At 43.2% G+C, this 16,597-nt stretch carries 15 protein-coding genes and 1 other annotated feature; of the genes, 3 read left to right on the top strand and 12 right to left on the bottom strand.

Going from position 1 to position 16,597, the window contains the following annotated elements; genetic code table 11:
* Positions 1 to 4: 4 nt before the first annotated feature.
* The 9 genes from dnaJ to spoIIP all read right to left on the bottom strand — a co-directional run bounded on the left by dnaJ (position 5) and on the right by spoIIP (position 11,150).
* Complete coding sequence (gene dnaJ / locus J2Z48_RS01985; RefSeq protein ID WP_307250519.1) at positions 5 to 1,120, bottom strand: molecular chaperone DnaJ; 1,116 nt, start codon at positions 1,118 to 1,120, stop codon at positions 5 to 7.
* A 28-nt stretch (positions 1,121 to 1,148) separates the two neighbouring features.
* Positions 1,149 to 2,984: a molecular chaperone DnaK gene (gene dnaK / locus J2Z48_RS01980; protein WP_307250517.1), complete on the bottom strand. Its 1,836-nt coding sequence runs from the start codon at positions 2,982 to 2,984 to the stop codon at positions 1,149 to 1,151.
* A 33-nt stretch (positions 2,985 to 3,017) separates the two neighbouring features.
* Positions 3,018 to 3,608: a nucleotide exchange factor GrpE gene (grpE, locus tag J2Z48_RS01975; protein WP_307250515.1), complete on the bottom strand. Its 591-nt coding sequence runs from the start codon at positions 3,606 to 3,608 to the stop codon at positions 3,018 to 3,020.
* A 15-nt stretch (positions 3,609 to 3,623) separates the two neighbouring features.
* Positions 3,624 to 5,162: a TCP-1/cpn60 chaperonin family protein gene (locus tag J2Z48_RS01970; RefSeq protein WP_307250513.1), complete on the bottom strand. Its 1,539-nt coding sequence runs from the start codon at positions 5,160 to 5,162 to the stop codon at positions 3,624 to 3,626.
* Between the two features lie 55 nt (positions 5,163 to 5,217).
* Positions 5,218 to 6,255, bottom strand: coding sequence for a heat-inducible transcriptional repressor HrcA (gene hrcA / locus J2Z48_RS01965; protein WP_307250511.1), 1,038 nt, complete (start codon positions 6,253 to 6,255; stop codon positions 5,218 to 5,220).
* A 93-nt stretch (positions 6,256 to 6,348) separates the two neighbouring features.
* Positions 6,349 to 7,503, bottom strand: a complete 1,155-nt coding sequence (gene hemW, locus J2Z48_RS01960) for a radical SAM family heme chaperone HemW (protein ID WP_307250509.1) — start codon at positions 7,501 to 7,503, stop codon at positions 6,349 to 6,351.
* A gap of 62 nt (positions 7,504 to 7,565) precedes the next feature.
* On the bottom strand, positions 7,566 to 9,383 hold the full coding sequence (lepA, locus tag J2Z48_RS01955) for a translation elongation factor 4 (RefSeq protein WP_307250507.1): 1,818 nt from the start codon (positions 9,381 to 9,383) through the stop codon (positions 7,566 to 7,568).
* Positions 9,384 to 9,490: 107 nt separating this feature from the next.
* Positions 9,491 to 9,967, bottom strand: a complete 477-nt coding sequence (locus J2Z48_RS01950) for a DUF3679 domain-containing protein (protein ID WP_307250961.1) — start codon at positions 9,965 to 9,967, stop codon at positions 9,491 to 9,493.
* A 10-nt stretch (positions 9,968 to 9,977) separates the two neighbouring features.
* Positions 9,978 to 11,150 carry a stage II sporulation protein P gene (gene spoIIP / locus J2Z48_RS01945; RefSeq protein ID WP_307250505.1) on the bottom strand — a complete coding sequence of 391 codons (1,173 nt, stop codon included), beginning with the start codon at positions 11,148 to 11,150 and terminating at the stop codon, positions 9,978 to 9,980.
* A gap of 119 nt (positions 11,151 to 11,269) precedes the next feature.
* On the opposite strand from spoIIP, the gene J2Z48_RS01940 reads away from it, so the two are divergent.
* Complete coding sequence (locus J2Z48_RS01940) at positions 11,270 to 11,449, top strand: hypothetical protein (RefSeq protein WP_307250503.1); 180 nt, start codon at positions 11,270 to 11,272, stop codon at positions 11,447 to 11,449.
* 249 nt (positions 11,450 to 11,698) lie between these two features.
* On the opposite strand, the gene gpr is transcribed toward J2Z48_RS01940, so the two are convergent.
* Positions 11,699 to 12,823: a GPR endopeptidase gene (gpr, locus tag J2Z48_RS01935; protein WP_370872845.1), complete on the bottom strand. Its 1,125-nt coding sequence runs from the start codon at positions 12,821 to 12,823 to the stop codon at positions 11,699 to 11,701.
* A gap of 140 nt (positions 12,824 to 12,963) precedes the next feature.
* Between gpr and rpsT the strand changes: the two genes are divergently transcribed.
* On the top strand, positions 12,964 to 13,230 hold the full coding sequence (rpsT, locus tag J2Z48_RS01930) for a 30S ribosomal protein S20 (RefSeq protein ID WP_307250501.1): 267 nt from the start codon (positions 12,964 to 12,966) through the stop codon (positions 13,228 to 13,230).
* 99 nt (positions 13,231 to 13,329) lie between these two features.
* Here the strand turns inward: rpsT and trpS are convergent, their stop codons facing one another.
* Positions 13,330 to 14,316: a tryptophan--tRNA ligase gene (trpS, locus tag J2Z48_RS01925; RefSeq protein ID WP_307250499.1), complete on the bottom strand. Its 987-nt coding sequence runs from the start codon at positions 14,314 to 14,316 to the stop codon at positions 13,330 to 13,332.
* Positions 14,317 to 14,359: 43 nt separating this feature from the next.
* Positions 14,360 to 14,588: a binding site (T-box leader), on the bottom strand.
* Between the two features lie 150 nt (positions 14,589 to 14,738).
* Between trpS and J2Z48_RS01920 the strand changes: the two genes are divergently transcribed.
* Positions 14,739 to 15,263 carry a CcdC family protein gene (locus J2Z48_RS01920; protein ID WP_307250498.1) on the top strand — a complete coding sequence of 175 codons (525 nt, stop codon included), beginning with the start codon at positions 14,739 to 14,741 and terminating at the stop codon, positions 15,261 to 15,263.
* Between the two features lies 1 nt (position 15,264).
* Here J2Z48_RS01920 and J2Z48_RS01915 read toward each other — a convergent pair whose 3' ends face one another.
* A complete protein-coding gene (locus J2Z48_RS01915; protein ID WP_307250496.1) occupies positions 15,265 to 16,383 on the bottom strand; it encodes a glycosyltransferase WbsX family protein in 1,119 nt (372 codons plus the stop codon).
* Between the last annotated feature and the right edge of the window lie 214 nt (positions 16,384 to 16,597).

Raw genomic sequence — 16,597 nt, 5'->3', positions numbered from 1 at the left:
TCCTTTAGTCGTTTTTAAATGCTTTTTTCATTTTATCAAAAAAGTTGTCATTTTGCTCGTGGATATACTCACCACAGAGGCGGTTAAATTCACGTAATGCCGCTTTTTGATCATCTGTTAATTTCGTTGGCGTAACAAGCTTTACCATCACACGAAGATCGCCTTGAACTCCAGTATGATGCGGAACCCCTTTTCCACGCATCCGGAATTCAGTGCCCGTTTGCGTTCCAGCAGGAATCTTCAATTTAGCACGACCATCTAAGGTTGGAACTACGATTTCATCTCCCAATGCCGCTTGTGCAAAGCTAATCGGTACTTCACAGGTGAGGTCAAATCCTTCACGTGTAAAGAAATCGTGTTTCTTCACAAAGATTGTTACGTACAGATCACCAGAAGGACCACCGTTAATACCTGGTTCTCCTTCGCCTACTGCACGTAATTGATCGCCATCATTCACTCCTGCAGGAATGTTCACAGGGATTTTTCGCTTCTTCTTAACGCGACCCGCACCCGCACATGGTTCACATTTCTCGCGAATGATTTTACCTGTTCCATGACAGTTTTGACAAACTCGACGGTTTACAACACGACCAAACGGGGTGTTTTGAACCACTTCTTGTTGTCCACTACCGTGACAAGCTGTACAAACTTCTGGCTCACTACCCTCTTTTGCACCCGTTCCATGACAAGCATCACAATTGTCCGGAACCGTAATGAGCACATCGACACTTTTTCCAAATACAGCATCTTTAAACTCAATTTGGATTCGTACTTCTTGATCTGCTCCTTGGCGGGGGGCGTTCGGGTTTGCCCGTCTTCCCCCACCAAAAAACATATCGAAGATATCACCAAATCCAAAGTCTTGATTGAAGCCTGCTCCTCCACCAGCAAAACCACCTGGTTCTGCTGTACCAAATTGATCGTAGTTAGAACGTTTCTGAGCATCTCCCAGAACTTCATACGCATCTTTTACTTCTTTAAACTTTCCTTCAGCGTCTGGTTCTTTGTTTACGTCAGGATGGTACTTACGAGCAAGTTTCCGATAAGCTTTACGAATATCATCATCTGAAGCACCTTTTTCTACCCCAAGTACTTCATAGAAGTTGCGATTGCTCACCAAGTCACCTCTCCCAGTTTGAATTCAAGCCCTAGATTTCTTCGTACTCAGCGTCTACAACGTTTTTCTTTGGCTCTTCTTTTTTACCATCTTCTTGCTCTGCTTGCGCAGCTTGTGCCTCTTGAGCTTGTTGCTCGTAAAGCTTGATCGAAAGAGCTTGCACTTTTTCTTCTAATACATTCGTTGCGGCTTCAACCTTCTCCATATCTTGATCTTCACTGCTCAAGACTGCTTTTAATTCCTCTTTCGCTTTCTCTACTTCTTCCACAAGAGAGGCTTCTACTTTGTCACCGATTTCTTTCACGGTTTTCTCAGCTGTGAAGATCAACTGATCTGCTTTGTTGAGAATTTCAACTTGCTCTTTCCGCTTTTTATCTTCATCGGCATGAAGTTCTGCATCCTGCACCATACGCTCGATCTCATCATCGGACAATCCAGATGAGGATTGGATTGTGATATTTTGCGATTTACCAGTTGCTTTATCACTCGCGCCAACATTTACAATCCCGTTCGCATCGATTTTAAAGGTTACTTCAATTTGTGGAAGACCACGTGGTGCTGGTGGAATACCAGTCAATTGGAAGCGACCGAGTGTTTTGTTGTCACCCGCCATTTGACGCTCACCTTGTAAGACATGGATGTCTACAGAAGTTTGATTGTCAGCAGCAGTAGAGAATACTTGGGACTTCTCGGTTGGAATCGTCGTGTTACGATCAATCAGCTTTGTAAATACGCCACCTAAGGTTTCAATCCCGAGTGAAAGAGGTGTTACATCGAGAAGAACGACGCCTGTTACGTCTTCGGACAATACGCCACCTTGAATCGCCGCACCCATTGCAACTACTTCATCTGGGTTTACGCCTTTAGATGGGTCTTTGCTGATTAGTTTTTTAATCGCTTCTTGTACAGCTGGGATCCGGGTAGAACCACCAACAAGGATTACTTTATCGATATCGTTTGCAGTTAGGTTCGCATCTTGTAGCGCACGACGAGTTGGCACCATAGTACGTTCTACCAATGCAGAGCTAAGCTCCTCAAACTTCGCACGAGTAAGCGTAACTTCTAAGTGAAGTGGAGCTCCGTTTGCATCCATGGTCAAGAATGGAAGGGAAACCGTAGTTGTTAAAACACCAGAAAGTGCTTTCTTCGCTTTTTCGGCTTCATCTTTCAAACGTTGCATCGCCATACTGTTGTGGGAAAGATCGATACCATTGTCTTTTTTGAATTGCTCTTTTAGGTAATCGATTACTACTTGGTCAAAGTCGTCTCCACCTAGTTTGTTATCTCCGCTAGTGGAAAGAACTTCGAACACACCATCACCTAAGGATAGGATTGATACGTCAAAGGTACCGCCACCTAGGTCAAATACGAGAATGGTTTGGTCTTCGTTTTTCTCAAAGCCGTATGCTAAAGCAGCAGCGGTAGGCTCGTTGATAATACGAAGTACTTCAAGTCCAGCAATTTTACCAGCATCTTTGGTCGCTTGACGTTGGCTATCATTAAAATATGCAGGTACAGTGATAACTGCTTGTGTCACAGCTTCGCCTAGATACGCTTCTGCATCTGCTTTTAATTTTTGTAGAATCATAGCTGAAATTTCTTGAGGGGTGTAATCTTTGCCGTCTACAGTGGTTTTATGATCCGTTCCAATATAACGCTTAATGGACATGATGGTGTTATCTGGATTGGTGATAGCTTGACGCTTCGCAGCATCTCCTACCAAACGCTCTCCTGTTTTCGAAAAGCCAACGATCGAAGGAGTAGTACGACCTCCCTCTTCGTTTGGAATAACAACAGGTTCATTCCCATCCATAAATGATACACAAGAGTTAGTTGTTCCTAAGTCAATACCAATAATTTTAGCCATGTAGTTAACCTCCTATTTTACATTCATCCTTCTTTATTGGGAAATTTTCACCATGGAAGGACGGATGATCCGATCTGAAAATTTATAACCTGGTTGAAGCTCTTCTACAATCGTCCCAGGCTCTACTTCATTCATCTCTACTTGCATCACAGCATTGTGCTCATGTGGATTGAATGGTTTGCCCACAGCTTCGATCAGAGTAAGTCCTGACTTGGAAAGGGCCTGTAGGAATTGACGATACACCATTTCAATTCCTTCTTGTAACACTTTTACATCTTGATTTCCATCTGCCGCGTCTAATGCTCGCTCGAAGTTATCAAGCACAGGAAGAAGTGACTCAACTAAAGGAACACTTGCATATTTGAGTACGTCTTCTTTCTCCTTACGAGCACGGCGACGATAGTTTTCTAAATCAGCAAGAGCCCGAAGGTAGTTTTGCTGATGTTCCTCAGCTTTTTGGTGTAACTCCTTCATTTGAACCTGAGCTTGCTCTATTTGGTCTAGAAGCAACTCTTCAGGTGTCAGCACTTGCTCCCTCACAGATTCCTCTGTTACATCCTCTTGGGTTACATCTTCATGAGTTGTGTTTTCTACTTGTGAAGGGTCTAGTTGTTCTTTTGACATAATCCCCCTCCTCTTCTAGTAATTCTTCATCCGAACAATGGAATGAATTCGCAATATGGCTGTGGCAACTTCACCAGCCGCTCCTAATGCATGGAACTTAATTAATAATGGGTCTACTACTCCCATCTCGACCATGTCTACCACGACACCACGATCGCAGTCAATGCCTAGAGAATCCGATTCTCTTTTGAGTTGCAATGCCTTTACCATCTCAATTTTTTCTAATGGATTAAATCCAGCATTAGCAACTACTTGTGTCATCGGTCTTAGCAATGCCTCTGAGACAACACCCACACCAAACCGTTCCATTCCCTGTACCGTTTCGCGGAACTTTTCTACGTCTCTTGCCAATGAGAGTTCAAGCGCTCCACCACCAGGTAGATAGCCTCCTCGAACAGCGGCTTGCACAGCGGAAGCGGCATCTTTGGTAATTCGCTCCCGTTCTTCTACTACTTCATCGGTAGCAGCGCTAACCAAGATGGTGGCAAATGGCTTTCCTTTACCGCCACTCACCCGAACTCTCTCTAATACTTCGTTATCTTCTACTTCTTCGGCAAAACCGAGATAAGACTTGATTTCTTCTATTGGTTTATAGAGGCCATTGCGCTTTAATATCTTCGCGTTTGTATGTTCTGCTACTTTTTGAAGCTCATCTGGTGCTACTCTTTGAATAACCATTATTCCAGAATCAGTCAAAATATCCTCAGCTAGCGAATCTAACCCTCGTGAGGTAACAATTAACTTTACACCCAGCCCCATCAAGGATTCAAGAGCAGCAAGAAATTGCTTGCGAAGATGCTCTTGTTTGTTAAAGCCAGCTTCGGTGCTTAATGACTCATCATCTACCCATTCTGATTCAAGTGAATCAGCGAGCACAAGAACTTGAGCATTTTCTAGATACCTGGGCATCTGGAGATTTGCTCTCGTTTTGTTAAGGAGAATTCCTGAGAAGACAGCACTTGTTGCCCTAGGGTGAGCTACCACAGCTTGCGAAAGCCTGAAATTGTTTTCCAGTAGCTTATCACGTCCTACTAGGTGAACAGCTTCCATAACAGCCACTGTAATATCTTCATTTTCACGGCTCGCTGTAAATGCGATACGCTGTAACCAATCATCCTCAAGCTCCCTGATAGGACGAGCTTTTTCTTTCATTTTATGTAAGGCGTATCGAACCCCACGCTGGATGCCTGCAATCACTTTGACTACCGGTACACCACGAGCGACCTGTTTCACGCCTTCGTCTACAATGGCTGTAGCTAGGAGAGTAGCCGTTGTGGTACCGTCTCCTACCTCAGCCTGTTGTGCTTTGGCTACATTGACAATCATCTTCGCCGCTGGGTGGCTCACTTCCATACGATCTAAAATCGTAACTCCATCATTGGTTATGATCACTTCTCCAGCTTCATTGACTAGCATCGTATCCAAACCTTTAGGACCAATTGTAGACTCAACTGCCGAAGCCACTGCCTTTACAGCCGTTGCGTTTGATTGTAGTGCTTGTAATTGGCGATTCTCACCAGACTCGATTCTTACATGCTCTTTGTTGTCAGGCACGTTGGCTTACTTCCTTCCCTGTTCATGAACACCTTTGATTATACGAAAAAAAGGATTATTTTTCATAGAGTTCTGTGAGACGTTTGGAAATATCTTTTGAGATGACATCCATCAGGCCAATGACTTTGGCATATTCCATACGAGTGGGCCCTAAAACTCCAATCGCACCAATGGACTCTGAATCAAGAGTAAAGGAAGCGATAATCAAACTAATATGATTAGCGCCTTCAATCGAAATTTCGTTTCCTATTTTCACTTGTACACCGTTTGACGGTGAGGAAGAATTTAGTAACTGAATAATCGATTGATTTTTCCCGTCTAGCAAGTCTAACAACGATTTCATTTTGTGTAAATCTCGAAATTCAGGTTGATCTAACATCTTGGTAGTACCACTCGTATAGATACGATTTTCTTGTTGCGGGGCTAACATCTGATCAAGTAGGAACATCATGCTACCATACTCAGCTACATAACGAGTTAGCTCATCTGCGAGATCCCGCTCTACAACGAGACGTAACTTAGACACAGAGATTCCCTGTAATCGTTTGTTTAGTAAGTTTACTAAGCGCTCCATCACAGAAATCGACATACCTTCTGGGAGTAGGACACGTTGCTGGTTCACATGACCTAAATCCGTCACGATGATAAATACGGCACTGTGTTCTGTAAGAGGGATCATCTGCAGGTGCCGGAGCCGATGCTCTTGAAGATTAGGTCCAATGACAACAGATGTATAGTTGGTTAGTTGAGACAACAGTTCAGAAGTATGTTCAATTGCTTGCTCAATATGTGTAGTATCCTTAGGAAAGAGATTATGGATCGCATGGATCTCCTCATCTCCCCATATTCGAGGAGTAAGAAGATGATCGACGTAGAATCGGTATCCCTGTTGTGAAGGAATCCGACCGGCAGATGTATGCGGTTGCTCTAAAAAACCCATCTCTTCTAAATCAGCCATTTCATTCCGAACTGTTGCTGCGCTAAAACCTACGTCATTCTTCTTTGACACAGAACGAGAACCAACAGGTTCCGCTGACTCGATGTAATCTTCACAAATCGCCCAGAGAATACGTTTTTGCCGCTCTGTTAACATCTGCCTCCCCCCTCGTTAGCACTCTAGTTAGTTGAGTGCTAAAATACTACATTTAACTTACCAAAATGTCTAAATAAATGTCAACGAACAAACCTAATCAATTCGAGCATTTTCTAAAAATGACGCAAAAACATCGTTGCCAAACATCAATCCCTGTTCAGTTAAGACAAGTCGATCTCCCTGCCAATGTAACAAACCTTTCTCAATCCACGGCACAATCACATGACCAAATACTGTTTCCATCTCGATGCTATAGCGCTCCCGAAATGTATCTTTGCTTACCCCTTCCATGAGGCGTAGGCCTAGAATCATGAAATTCTCGATATCTTCATTTCGATCCACTTGATACGATTCTGCAACGGGGCGCTCCCCTTTTTGCAACCGAGCATTGTATTCCTTTACTCCCTTGATATTGGCAAATCGAACTCCATCCATATAACCATGGGCACCAGTCCCTAACCCATAATACTCCTGGTTATACCAATATGTTTTGTTATGCCGACTCGTTCGTCCCGGTTTGGCAAAATTACTTACTTCGTATTGATCATAACCATGCTCGGCTAGATACTGCCGGGTCAGAAGATACATTTGCGCTTCATCATCTTCACTCGGTAGAGGCAATTTTTTTCGTTCATATAGATGGTGAAAGAGTGTTCCTTCCTCTACCTTTAAACTATATGCAGAAAAGTGCTCAGGTTGAAGCCCAACTGCTCGTTCTAATGTATCTTTCACATCCTGCACAGTCTGCTTAGGTAATCCAAACATCAAATCCAGAGAGAGATTATCGAATCCAGCTTCCCTAGCCTGCCGCACACTTCGCTCTATATCAGACACCCCGTGAATGCGCCCAATATCTTTTAATAGATCTTCGCGAAAGGTTTGAGCACCGAAGCTAATCCGATTAATCCCACCCTCTCTCATCACATCAAGAAGTTCTGGGGTTGTCGTGCCCGGATTGGCTTCTATCGTATACTCAATATGTGGAGACCAATTAGGGAAATATTGACGAATACTTGTTAAAAATCGTTTCATCTGCGACGGATTTAGCACAGTTGGTGTTCCACCGCCGATAAAGATCGCTTCGATCTCTCCAGGAGGGACTTGACTTACGGTAACCTCCATCTCACGATCGATCGCAGTCAGATACTCTTCTACAGGCTGTCCTTCCACCACATAGGCAGTAAAATCACAGTAGAAACATTTATGGGTACAGAATGGGATGTGCAGGTAAATTGCTTTTGGAGCCATTTTGATTCCTCCATAGAAAAAACCGTGTGTGGATCGAAAATTCCACATCACGGTATGTTTATCTATTTATCGTCATCTACTTGAAGGACAGCCATGAACGCTTCTTGTGGAACCTCTACGGAACCAACTGATTTCATCCGCTTTTTTCCTTCTTTTTGCTTATCTAGCAATTTCCGCTTCCGACTGATATCTCCACCGTAACATTTGGCCAATACGTTTTTACGAATGGCACTAATCGTCTCACGCGCAACTACTTTTTGTCCAATTGTCGCTTGGATTGGCACTTCAAACATTTGACGCGGGATGAGCTTGCGCAACTTCTCTACTAAAATCCGCCCGCGATGATACGCGCGATCACGGTGAACGATAAAGGACAAGGCATCCACCGATTCTCCGTTTAGCAAAATATCCATCTTCACTAAGTTAGATTCTTTGTAGCCAATCATCTCATAATCAAACGAAGCATAGCCCTTTGTGCTTGACTTCAATTGATCAAAGAAGTCATACACAATCTCAGCAAGTGGTAATTCATAGACAATCTGTACCCGGTTCGTATCCAGATAGCTCATGTCCACGTAGCTACCACGCTTATTCTGACAAAGTTCCATGACGGTTCCTACATAGTCATTCGGAACCAGTACCGTTGCTTTCACATAAGGTTCCTCTACACGATCTAGCTTTTGTTGTGGTGGGAACAGAGACGGGTTTTCAATGTCAATTGTCGTTCCATCTGTATGATGAATTCGATACACAACACTTGGCGCTGTTGTAATCAAATTAATATTAAACTCACGCTCGATGCGTTCTTGAATAATCTCCATATGAAGAAGTCCCAAGAATCCGCAACGGAAGCCGAAACCAAGTGCATTGGAGGTCTCAGGCTCATAAGCAAGTGACGCATCATTTAATTCTAATTTCTCCAATGCTTCACGGAGATCCTCATATTCATTGGATTCAACTGGGTACAATCCGCAGAATACCATCGGATTTGTCTTCCGATAACCTGGTAATGGCTGAGCAGCTGGACGAATTGCATCTGTAATGGTATCCCCGACTCGGGTATCTTTTACATTTTTAATGTTGGCTACAATAAATCCAACATCCCCCACCGAAAGCTCATCCAATGCTACCGGATGAGGAGTATACGCTCCTACCTCGGTCACTTCAAATACAGCCTCTGTCGCCATCATTTTAATTTTCATGCCTTTACGTACCGAGCCATTCACGACACGCATATAGACGATAACACCTTTATATGCATCATAAAAAGAATCAAAAATGAGTGCTTGTAGAGGAGCATCTGGGTCGCCTTCTGGTGGTGGCACTTTTTCTACGATCTGTTCTAAGATCTCTTCGATCCCGATGCCAGCTTTCGCGGATGCTAAAACGGCATCACTCGCATCCAGACCAATCACATCTTCTACCTCTTGTTTCACACGCTCTGGGTCGGCGGCGGGTAAATCAATCTTATTAATAACCGGCACGATCTCTAGCTCGTTCTCCAAGGCTAAGTATACGTTAGCGAGAGTTTGTGCTTCTACACCTTGGGCCGCATCAACCACAAGTAAAGCTCCCTCACATGCCTGCAAACTACGCGATACTTCATAGGAGAAGTCTACGTGTCCAGGTGTATCAATTAGGTTCAAGATATATTCGTTTCCGTCTTTTGCTTTATAGGGAAGCCGAACTGATTGTAATTTAATCGTAATTCCACGTTCACGTTCCAAATCCATTTTATCTAGGAATTGATTTTGTTTTTCCCGTTCACTCAAAGCTCCCGTAAAGTCGAGAATGCGATCTGCTAAGGTCGACTTTCCGTGGTCAATATGAGCAATAATGGAAAAGTTACGGGTGTGTTGCTGACGTTCTTTTCTATCCATCCCGTTACCTCCTGCTTACTTAGGCGCACGAATTGCATTTTCTTATTATAACAGAGGGGGATTGGCTTTTGCTAGGAGTAAAGAAAACATAAAAAATACAACCCCCCTCACGGAGGAGTTGTACCTGAGTCTGAGCCTTGTATATGTGGTTCAGATTGGTTCGCCCCGTCATTACTTGTCCAACCAAACATGAAGTCTAACACCTTACGAGTCGTCGTCTTTAATCCCCCGCCCAGTTCATTACCAAACTGAGCTAAGCTACTGCCACTACCCGCAGCGGCATCTGCTTTAGGCTGTGGTGAGGAAGGAGCCTGCGCTTTCGGCTTCCCTGATTCTGGAGCTGGGGTCGGGGTAGAAGGGGATGGAGATGGATCTTCAAACAAAGAATCATTTTTATTCAGAACCACATCTTTCCCAAGTACCTGAATTTCTACTTTCCCATCTGTAGGAGTAACTTGAACCGCCCGAGGGGCACCTTCTGTTCCCTGTATCTTCTGCATATTCTTCTCTGCAGAATCAATCCCAAGGAAAATGCCTAAGATTAACATTACCAGTAAGCTGACTGATTGAATCATCCAGCGCATAGAAGACACCTCATTTCTTCTCCTTGGCGGAGGGGACGGTTCCTTTTGCAGGAGTTGCGTCCACAATCCTCTCACCTAACACTTTTGCCAAAACATCAACCGCTCGATACGTTTCTTCAAAATTATTATCAATTCCACCAACTTCGACAAGCATCGAATTAGGAGAGAGAGATTGGTTGTACTCACCATTCGTCCCGCTTGTCTTCGGTTTTTGGAACACACCTCTTGATAACCCTGGATAGAGACGATTAATCTCTTTATGCAAATACTCCGCTAGCTTTAAGTTCTCCGCATAGTTTTTACTCGCTTTCCCTACTACAAAGGCAAATCTAGCATAATCTTTTCCATTGAAATTCTTGGTAGTGTGGTCCCTTCTCTGCGAATCTCTGTGAATGTCGATAAAATACTCCAACTCTTTTTCTTGTTTCATCGCAGCTACTACCGTCTGCCTAGACATCGCATAAGCGGTCGTGTAGGGATACGGTTTATTGGATGCAATCGAACCGATGTTCATATTAGCTAGATCTTGCTGGAGTCTCTTTCCAACCATCGTGATATTTTTGCTCATATGACTCGCCGAATTCGGATTGGTACTCCCTAACTCTGGTAAAAACGACTCTGAGAAATGAGAGTGATAGATAAATACTTTTTTAATATTAGGACCCGCTCCCACTAAACGTTTCGAATCATCTGGTAAATCTCCGCTCTGAACCGCCTTTTCAATCGCTTTCGCAATCTGGTCCTCAATCTTCGCATCAGGAGGCGTATCGATCGGGATCGAATCAAACGTGACATCCTCACTTGCTAGATAAATCTCCGTATCAAATAGCGCAAAGCTTGGCAATTCATGACCGAGAAAGGTTCGTGGGTCTTTTATATCGATACTCATCATTAATTCGAGAGCGAGCCTAGAGACCAAACTATCTTTACTAGGCGTTTTGACACTCTCATTTAAATAAGGAATCGTTCCTCCTAGTAGAGAGACAAGAGTCTGATTTGATACATGGGAGGTAAAAGGGTTCCCATCTGTTGTATGAGTTGTAACCTTCGCTTGTATCACCGCAAAGCCACCTGCGATCGCAAAGATGACCGCTGTACACAACATGAGAATGACAAAGTTTCGACGGACTCGTTGTCCAGACATATTGACCGAAGTGAAACTAGCAAAATTCCATTTTTTCAACTCGATTCCTCCCACAGTTGTGGTTTCCTTAACACAATATGAGAGAGTAGAGATTGATAGAACTAGATTATGAGACTCGATTGTTTTTTTAACTAGAAATGGGGGAGGTAAGATGGAAGTTGTTCTCATCATATAGAAGTCGATTCGGAGCCGTTTACAGCGATGGGAGAGAAGTGGAAAAAGAGCCCGATTGTGTAAGTGGTCTAATTGGCGAGGGAGAATGCTACCTATTCCCTGCTCATTCTGCGCATAAGTTTGCCGTTTCTTATTTGCAATCGTTGTTGGTTGCAAATAATTAGTTGCATATAAAAATGAGCGATCTTCTATTTAAGAAAGTCGCTCATTTTATATAACTCGTATTGGAAGAATGTATTGGAGAAGAAATTTGAAAGAAAGACAATCACTGCTCTTCCTTTTTTCCAAAAGCTCTGTTGATTGATAGTAAAGGGGAATGAACTAGGGGCAATGTATCTGACCACAGCGATGTTAGTAAGCCCACTTAGCGTAGTCCTTCACTTCTACCCCAAACGCTATCACTCATCTCATTCCTAATGCATATGCATCGAAGCATTCTCATTATTAACAGCTGGATGCAAAGCACAGTTAACCCCGAGAGCAACTAGCTTCGCCATATCTCCGATAAACTCGTCCACTTCTTTGGGCGTTACAATCAAGTTTTGCCCTAGTGGCTGTAACACCTCTTTAATCAACCCTCGCTTATCCTCAGGACTTAACTTCCCAATCATGCCCATCATCCGATTCCGTGTCTCTAACGGAACCTCATGCGACTGTAGATCGCGAATGGTTGGGCGATTGTAAGGGTCGAGTGGATTATTTTTGACACCTTGCATCTCACGACTCACATGGGATAATACATAATCAATCGTATCATGAGCGATCGTAACAGCGTCGACAACAGTAGGAATTCCTATTGCTATAACAGGAATTCCTAGGGTTTCTTTGTTTAATGCTTTGCGATTATTTCCTACGCCTGATCCAGGATGAATTCCCGTATCGGCAACTTGAATCGTTGTATTTACTCGATTCAAAGCACGTGCCGCTAGGGAGTCAAACACAATAATGAAGTCGGGTTTAGCATGTTGTACAATTCCATTGATAATTTCGCTAGTCTCCATTCCTGTGGTTCCGAGTACACCCGGGGCTATCCCTCCTACAGAGCGGTACCCTTCCGCCACTTGATCAGGGGCTAATAAGAACATGTGTCTGGTGATCATAGAATGTTCGACGACTAAAGGACCTAGTGCATCCGCAGTTACATTGCGATTCCCTAGACCTACTAATAAACAAGAAGCATCAGGACCAATTCCAACTTCTTGAAGAAAGCGTGAAAATTCCTTAGCAAAATGTTGGGCTACTCTCTGTTGGAGAACGGAATCTTTGCCACGTAGTGCAGGAACTTCAAGCGTAAGATAGGTTCCGGGCATTTTCCCCAATTCTTGTGCACCAGCTTCATTGTCAACCCAAATCCAGCTAGTCGTTATTCCTTGATCTTCTGTCTCTTCGATTCGAACGCCGGAGATCTGACTTTGTCCCTTTTCTTGGCTCTTTTGAACCGCCATTTCATGCGCCTCACGAGCAAGATCCGTCCGAATCGAAAAAGGGGGTAGCTGAATTTGATGCTCTTGGTTCATAATGTACATACCTACTTTCATTCTTTTCTTCCTATGGGTATTTTGACCCAGGATGGATCTTCTAATTCTCTGTATTTGATTGCTTTTTACTAATCCACATGTTAAAATGTTGCATGTTGCACGTAATGAGATGCGTAACGTTTTCTCTGGAGGTGAATTCATTGGCTAACATTAAATCTGCTATTAAACGCGCTAAAACCAACGAGGTACGTCGCGAACGCAATGCGGCTCAAAAATCCGCTGTTCGTACTTCTGTGAAAAAGTATATCACCGCAGTTGATGCTTCTAACAAAGACCTAGCTGTTCAAGCTTTACAAGAGGCTAGCCGTTCTTTGGATAAAGCAGTAACCAAAGGTCTATTGCACAAAAACGCAGCGGCTCGTAAGAAGTCCCGTCTAGCGAAAAAGCTTCAAGCGCTTCAAGCGTAGTGAAAGCAACCAGCCGACCCCTTGAACTGTGGGAAGGCTTTTTTATTACATAGAAACAGCCCCATGTCTTCAAACGTGAGGCTGTTTCTATGTGCTACATTACAGACGAACTAAACCAAGAGCATCTTTTATTTTCTTTAACGTCTCACTAGCTACTGCATCCGCATGCTCGGCTCCGTGGCGCAGGATATTCGTTAATTCCTCTGATTGACGAATTTCTTGGTAGCGTTGCTGGATTGGAGTTAGATGATCCACTGTAATTTCAATGAGATTTTTCTTTAACGCACCATATCCCAAACCTTCGTAAGATTGAACAATGCTGTCCATGGTCTCACCTGTAAGCACACTTTGAATCGAAAGCAGATTGCTTACCCCTGGTTTGTTCTCTTCATCAAAATAAATCGCATTTTCGGAGTCTGTTACCGCACGCTTGATTTTCTTCTCGATCTCTTTAGGCGTATCCATCAACGTGATGTAGTTAGCATCGCTATCATCACTCTTAGACATCTTTTTCTCTGGATTTTGTAGCCCCATGATACGAGCGCCTACTTCTGCGATCAGTGGTTCCGGCATAACAAATATTTCTCCATAATCACGATTAAAGCGCTCAGCTAAGTCGCGAGTTAACTCAAGATGTTGTTTTTGGTCTTCTCCTACAGGTACGTGGGTCGTCTGATATAGTAAAACATCCGCAGCCATTAGCACTGGATAAGTAAATAAGCCAACTCCTGCGCTATCAGATCCTCGTCCTTTATCTTTAAACTGGGTCATACGATTCAGCTCACCCATTCGGGACAAGCATGTTAGCATCCATGAAGCTTCAGCGTGAGCTGGCACATGCGATTGGACGAAAAGGGTTGCTTTGCGAGGATCTAATCCTACCGCCAGATAGACGGCGGCAATATTTAATGTGTTCTCATACATCTCTTTCGGATCTTGTGCAACTGTAAGCGCATGAAGATCCACCACAGAATAGAAATTCTTCTCCGCTTGGTCTTGAACATCCACAAATCGCTTAATCGCACCTAAATAGTTACCTAATGTGATAATCCCTGTAGGTTTCACGCCACTAAATACACATTTCAACTTCATCATCCCCTTTTCTAAATCAACACAAAAAGCCCATCCTCAAAGGGACGAGCTTGTGTCGCGGTACCACCCTAGTTCACAATGAATGCCTAAACAAACATCGTGCTCTCAATGAATCATAACGGATTCCACCGGTTGTCTGCTAATGAGGTTACCTGTTCACAGTACTGCTCAGAAGCCCATTCACCAAGGGAATTGGTTGATTTGCACCGACCATCAACTCTCTAGACAATCCTTTCTTGGGTACTATTCTTCTTCATCGCATTTTATTATTTATATGTAAAATAGGTTTACGTTGTTAAATTAACACTTACAATATAGGTATAGCCATTATGATTTAACTATATGCTATAGTCAAGCGGTTTACTTTCAAAAATTTTTGTGTTAGCGTTTTCCTGTAACGAAGGAGGGCTTCAGTCATGGAACAGTTCATTCCTTTTAATGTACATATCATCACAACCATTGTTCTGATTGTAATGGCGTGTACCGTGATGATCATTAGAATTCGTGCCACTAAAAAACCTACATCAGCAAAGAAAATCCTTATCCCTCCTCTTGGGATGAGTACTGGATTTGCTATGTTTTTATTTCCATTTACCAGGATTCCATGGAGTTGGGCACTAATTGCTTTTGTATGTGGTTTCATCTTTCTAGCGATTCCACTCATCCTCACGTCCAACTTTCAGATTCAAAACAATGAAATCTACTTGAAGCGGTCGAAGGCCTTTTTAATCATTATTGTTACCTTATTAGTGATCCGACTTTCACTGCACAATTACATTGAACAGCATATCAGTATCCCTCAAACTGCTGGCGTTTTCTTCATCCTCGCATTTGGGATGTTGCTACCTTGGCGGATTGCCATGTATCGAAAGTATAAGAAGGTGGAAAAAGATCTTACAGACTCTTCTTCCATCACGGTTCCATCCCTCAGCCTAGAGTAAGTTATCTAGGCTGTTTTTTCTTTTCACTAACCTGTTCGACGACTCGCTTTAACTCCTCCAGATATCGATGTCCGTATTTCTTATCTGGTTCGAGATAAGTACCCTCAGCCCATTCATTCCACGCGTTTACAAACACAAAAGGACTCCCGATTTGTTTCGCTCTCTCTAATTGCTCGGCCATATGGTTCCCAAACTTTTCGGGTGTACTATCTGAAATCGTAAATGCGGAAGCACGCTCTCCCACCCTCGCAGAATTATCCCAATCCACAAATGCACCTAAAATCGTTTTTTTCTCTCCTCTGTCTGGGTTGCGTTTTAGAATCCGTTCCCACATCCCATCATAATCGTACAAACGGAAGGATTTTTTCGGATTTTGATAGGATGGAACTTGACTAATGATCTCACTCCGATTCGAGCGATCCCATGCCAATGTGTATGTGGGCTCAAATTCAAAGGTAGCATCAAAGCCATCCAACTCCTTAAACGGTGGTCTGCCCGAAACCGTTTCTACGAAGTACATTCCCTCAAATCCGTGTTGCTTCGCCAAATCAGTCCAATAGGACAACATCTCACGATAGCGCGGAATATCGCCGGCTCGATAGATCGTGAAGAGAGGTTTATGATCTATACAGATGTATCTTGGGTCTTTAAAAGCTTGTACTACATAATCAAAATGCTCTTTCCAGTCTTCTTCATCCCCATACTCCTGAGCCATTAATATATCTTGATCCGCTCCATTCCACCTACGACTCCACGTCTCATTTGCCCATGAAAGACAGAAAGGAAAATCCGGTTCTCCTAAACGTAGCACTTCATTTAATGGAGTCTCTAGTAACATTTTTCCTTTAAACCAATAGTGATAATAGCAAAAGCCAAATACTCCATGTTCTTTTGCTATATCTGCTTGCCATTTTCTAGCATTTGCATCCGTTAAATCGTAGTAAAAGTCATTTAGTGGTTCTCGCGGTTGATAGTGCCCGGGAAATAATGGAACCGCTTTGCGAGTATTCGTCCACTCGGTAAAACCGTCCCCCCACCACATATCATTTTCGACAACACGATGAAATTGAGGTAGATAGAGGGCGATTACTTTCGGTTCCTCCGTAGAAGACAGATTCATCCCAATCATCCTTTCTGTTAAATAGAGCAGTTTCTATAGTATAAATAAGCTAATTCTAGTGCGGAATATCAAGATCCATCTTAACATAAACCCACTACATTCGTGCTTGGTCAAAATGTGGGGATTTGGGTCAATGTTATTCAACCTTTTCTATTGTTGGAAAAAATCATGACCACCCATTGAACGGGTGGTCATGATTTTTTTAGGAAATTAT

Source organism: Croceifilum oryzae, from assembly GCF_030814315.1.
Lineage (GTDB): Bacteria > Bacillota > Bacilli > Thermoactinomycetales > Thermoactinomycetaceae > Baia > Baia oryzae.
The sequence above is the reverse complement of the archived record's forward strand: the minus strand, read 5'-3'. Positions and strand labels throughout refer to the sequence as shown.

Excerpts from the sequence above, each read along its gene's own strand:
- dnaK (WP_307250517.1), bottom strand. The coding sequence starts at position 2,984 with ATGGCTAAAATTATTGGTATTGACTTAGGAACAACTAACTCTTGTGTA.
- grpE (WP_307250515.1), bottom strand. The coding sequence starts at position 3,608 with ATGTCAAAAGAACAACTAGACCCTTCACAAGTAGAAAACACAACTCAT.
- hrcA (WP_307250511.1), bottom strand. The coding sequence starts at position 6,255 with ATGTTAACAGAGCGGCAAAAACGTATTCTCTGGGCGATTTGTGAAGAT.
- hemW (WP_307250509.1), bottom strand. The coding sequence starts at position 7,503 with ATGGCTCCAAAAGCAATTTACCTGCACATCCCATTCTGTACCCATAAA.
- lepA (WP_307250507.1), bottom strand. The coding sequence starts at position 9,383 with ATGGATAGAAAAGAACGTCAGCAACACACCCGTAACTTTTCCATTATT.
- J2Z48_RS01950 (WP_307250961.1), bottom strand. The coding sequence starts at position 9,967 with ATGCGCTGGATGATTCAATCAGTCAGCTTACTGGTAATGTTAATCTTA.
- gpr (WP_370872845.1), bottom strand. The coding sequence starts at position 12,823 with ATGAAAGTAGGTATGTACATTATGAACCAAGAGCATCAAATTCAGCTA.
- J2Z48_RS01920 (WP_307250498.1), top strand. The coding sequence starts at position 14,739 with ATGGAACAGTTCATTCCTTTTAATGTACATATCATCACAACCATTGTT.
- J2Z48_RS01915 (WP_307250496.1), bottom strand. The coding sequence starts at position 16,383 with ATGAATCTGTCTTCTACGGAGGAACCGAAAGTAATCGCCCTCTATCTA.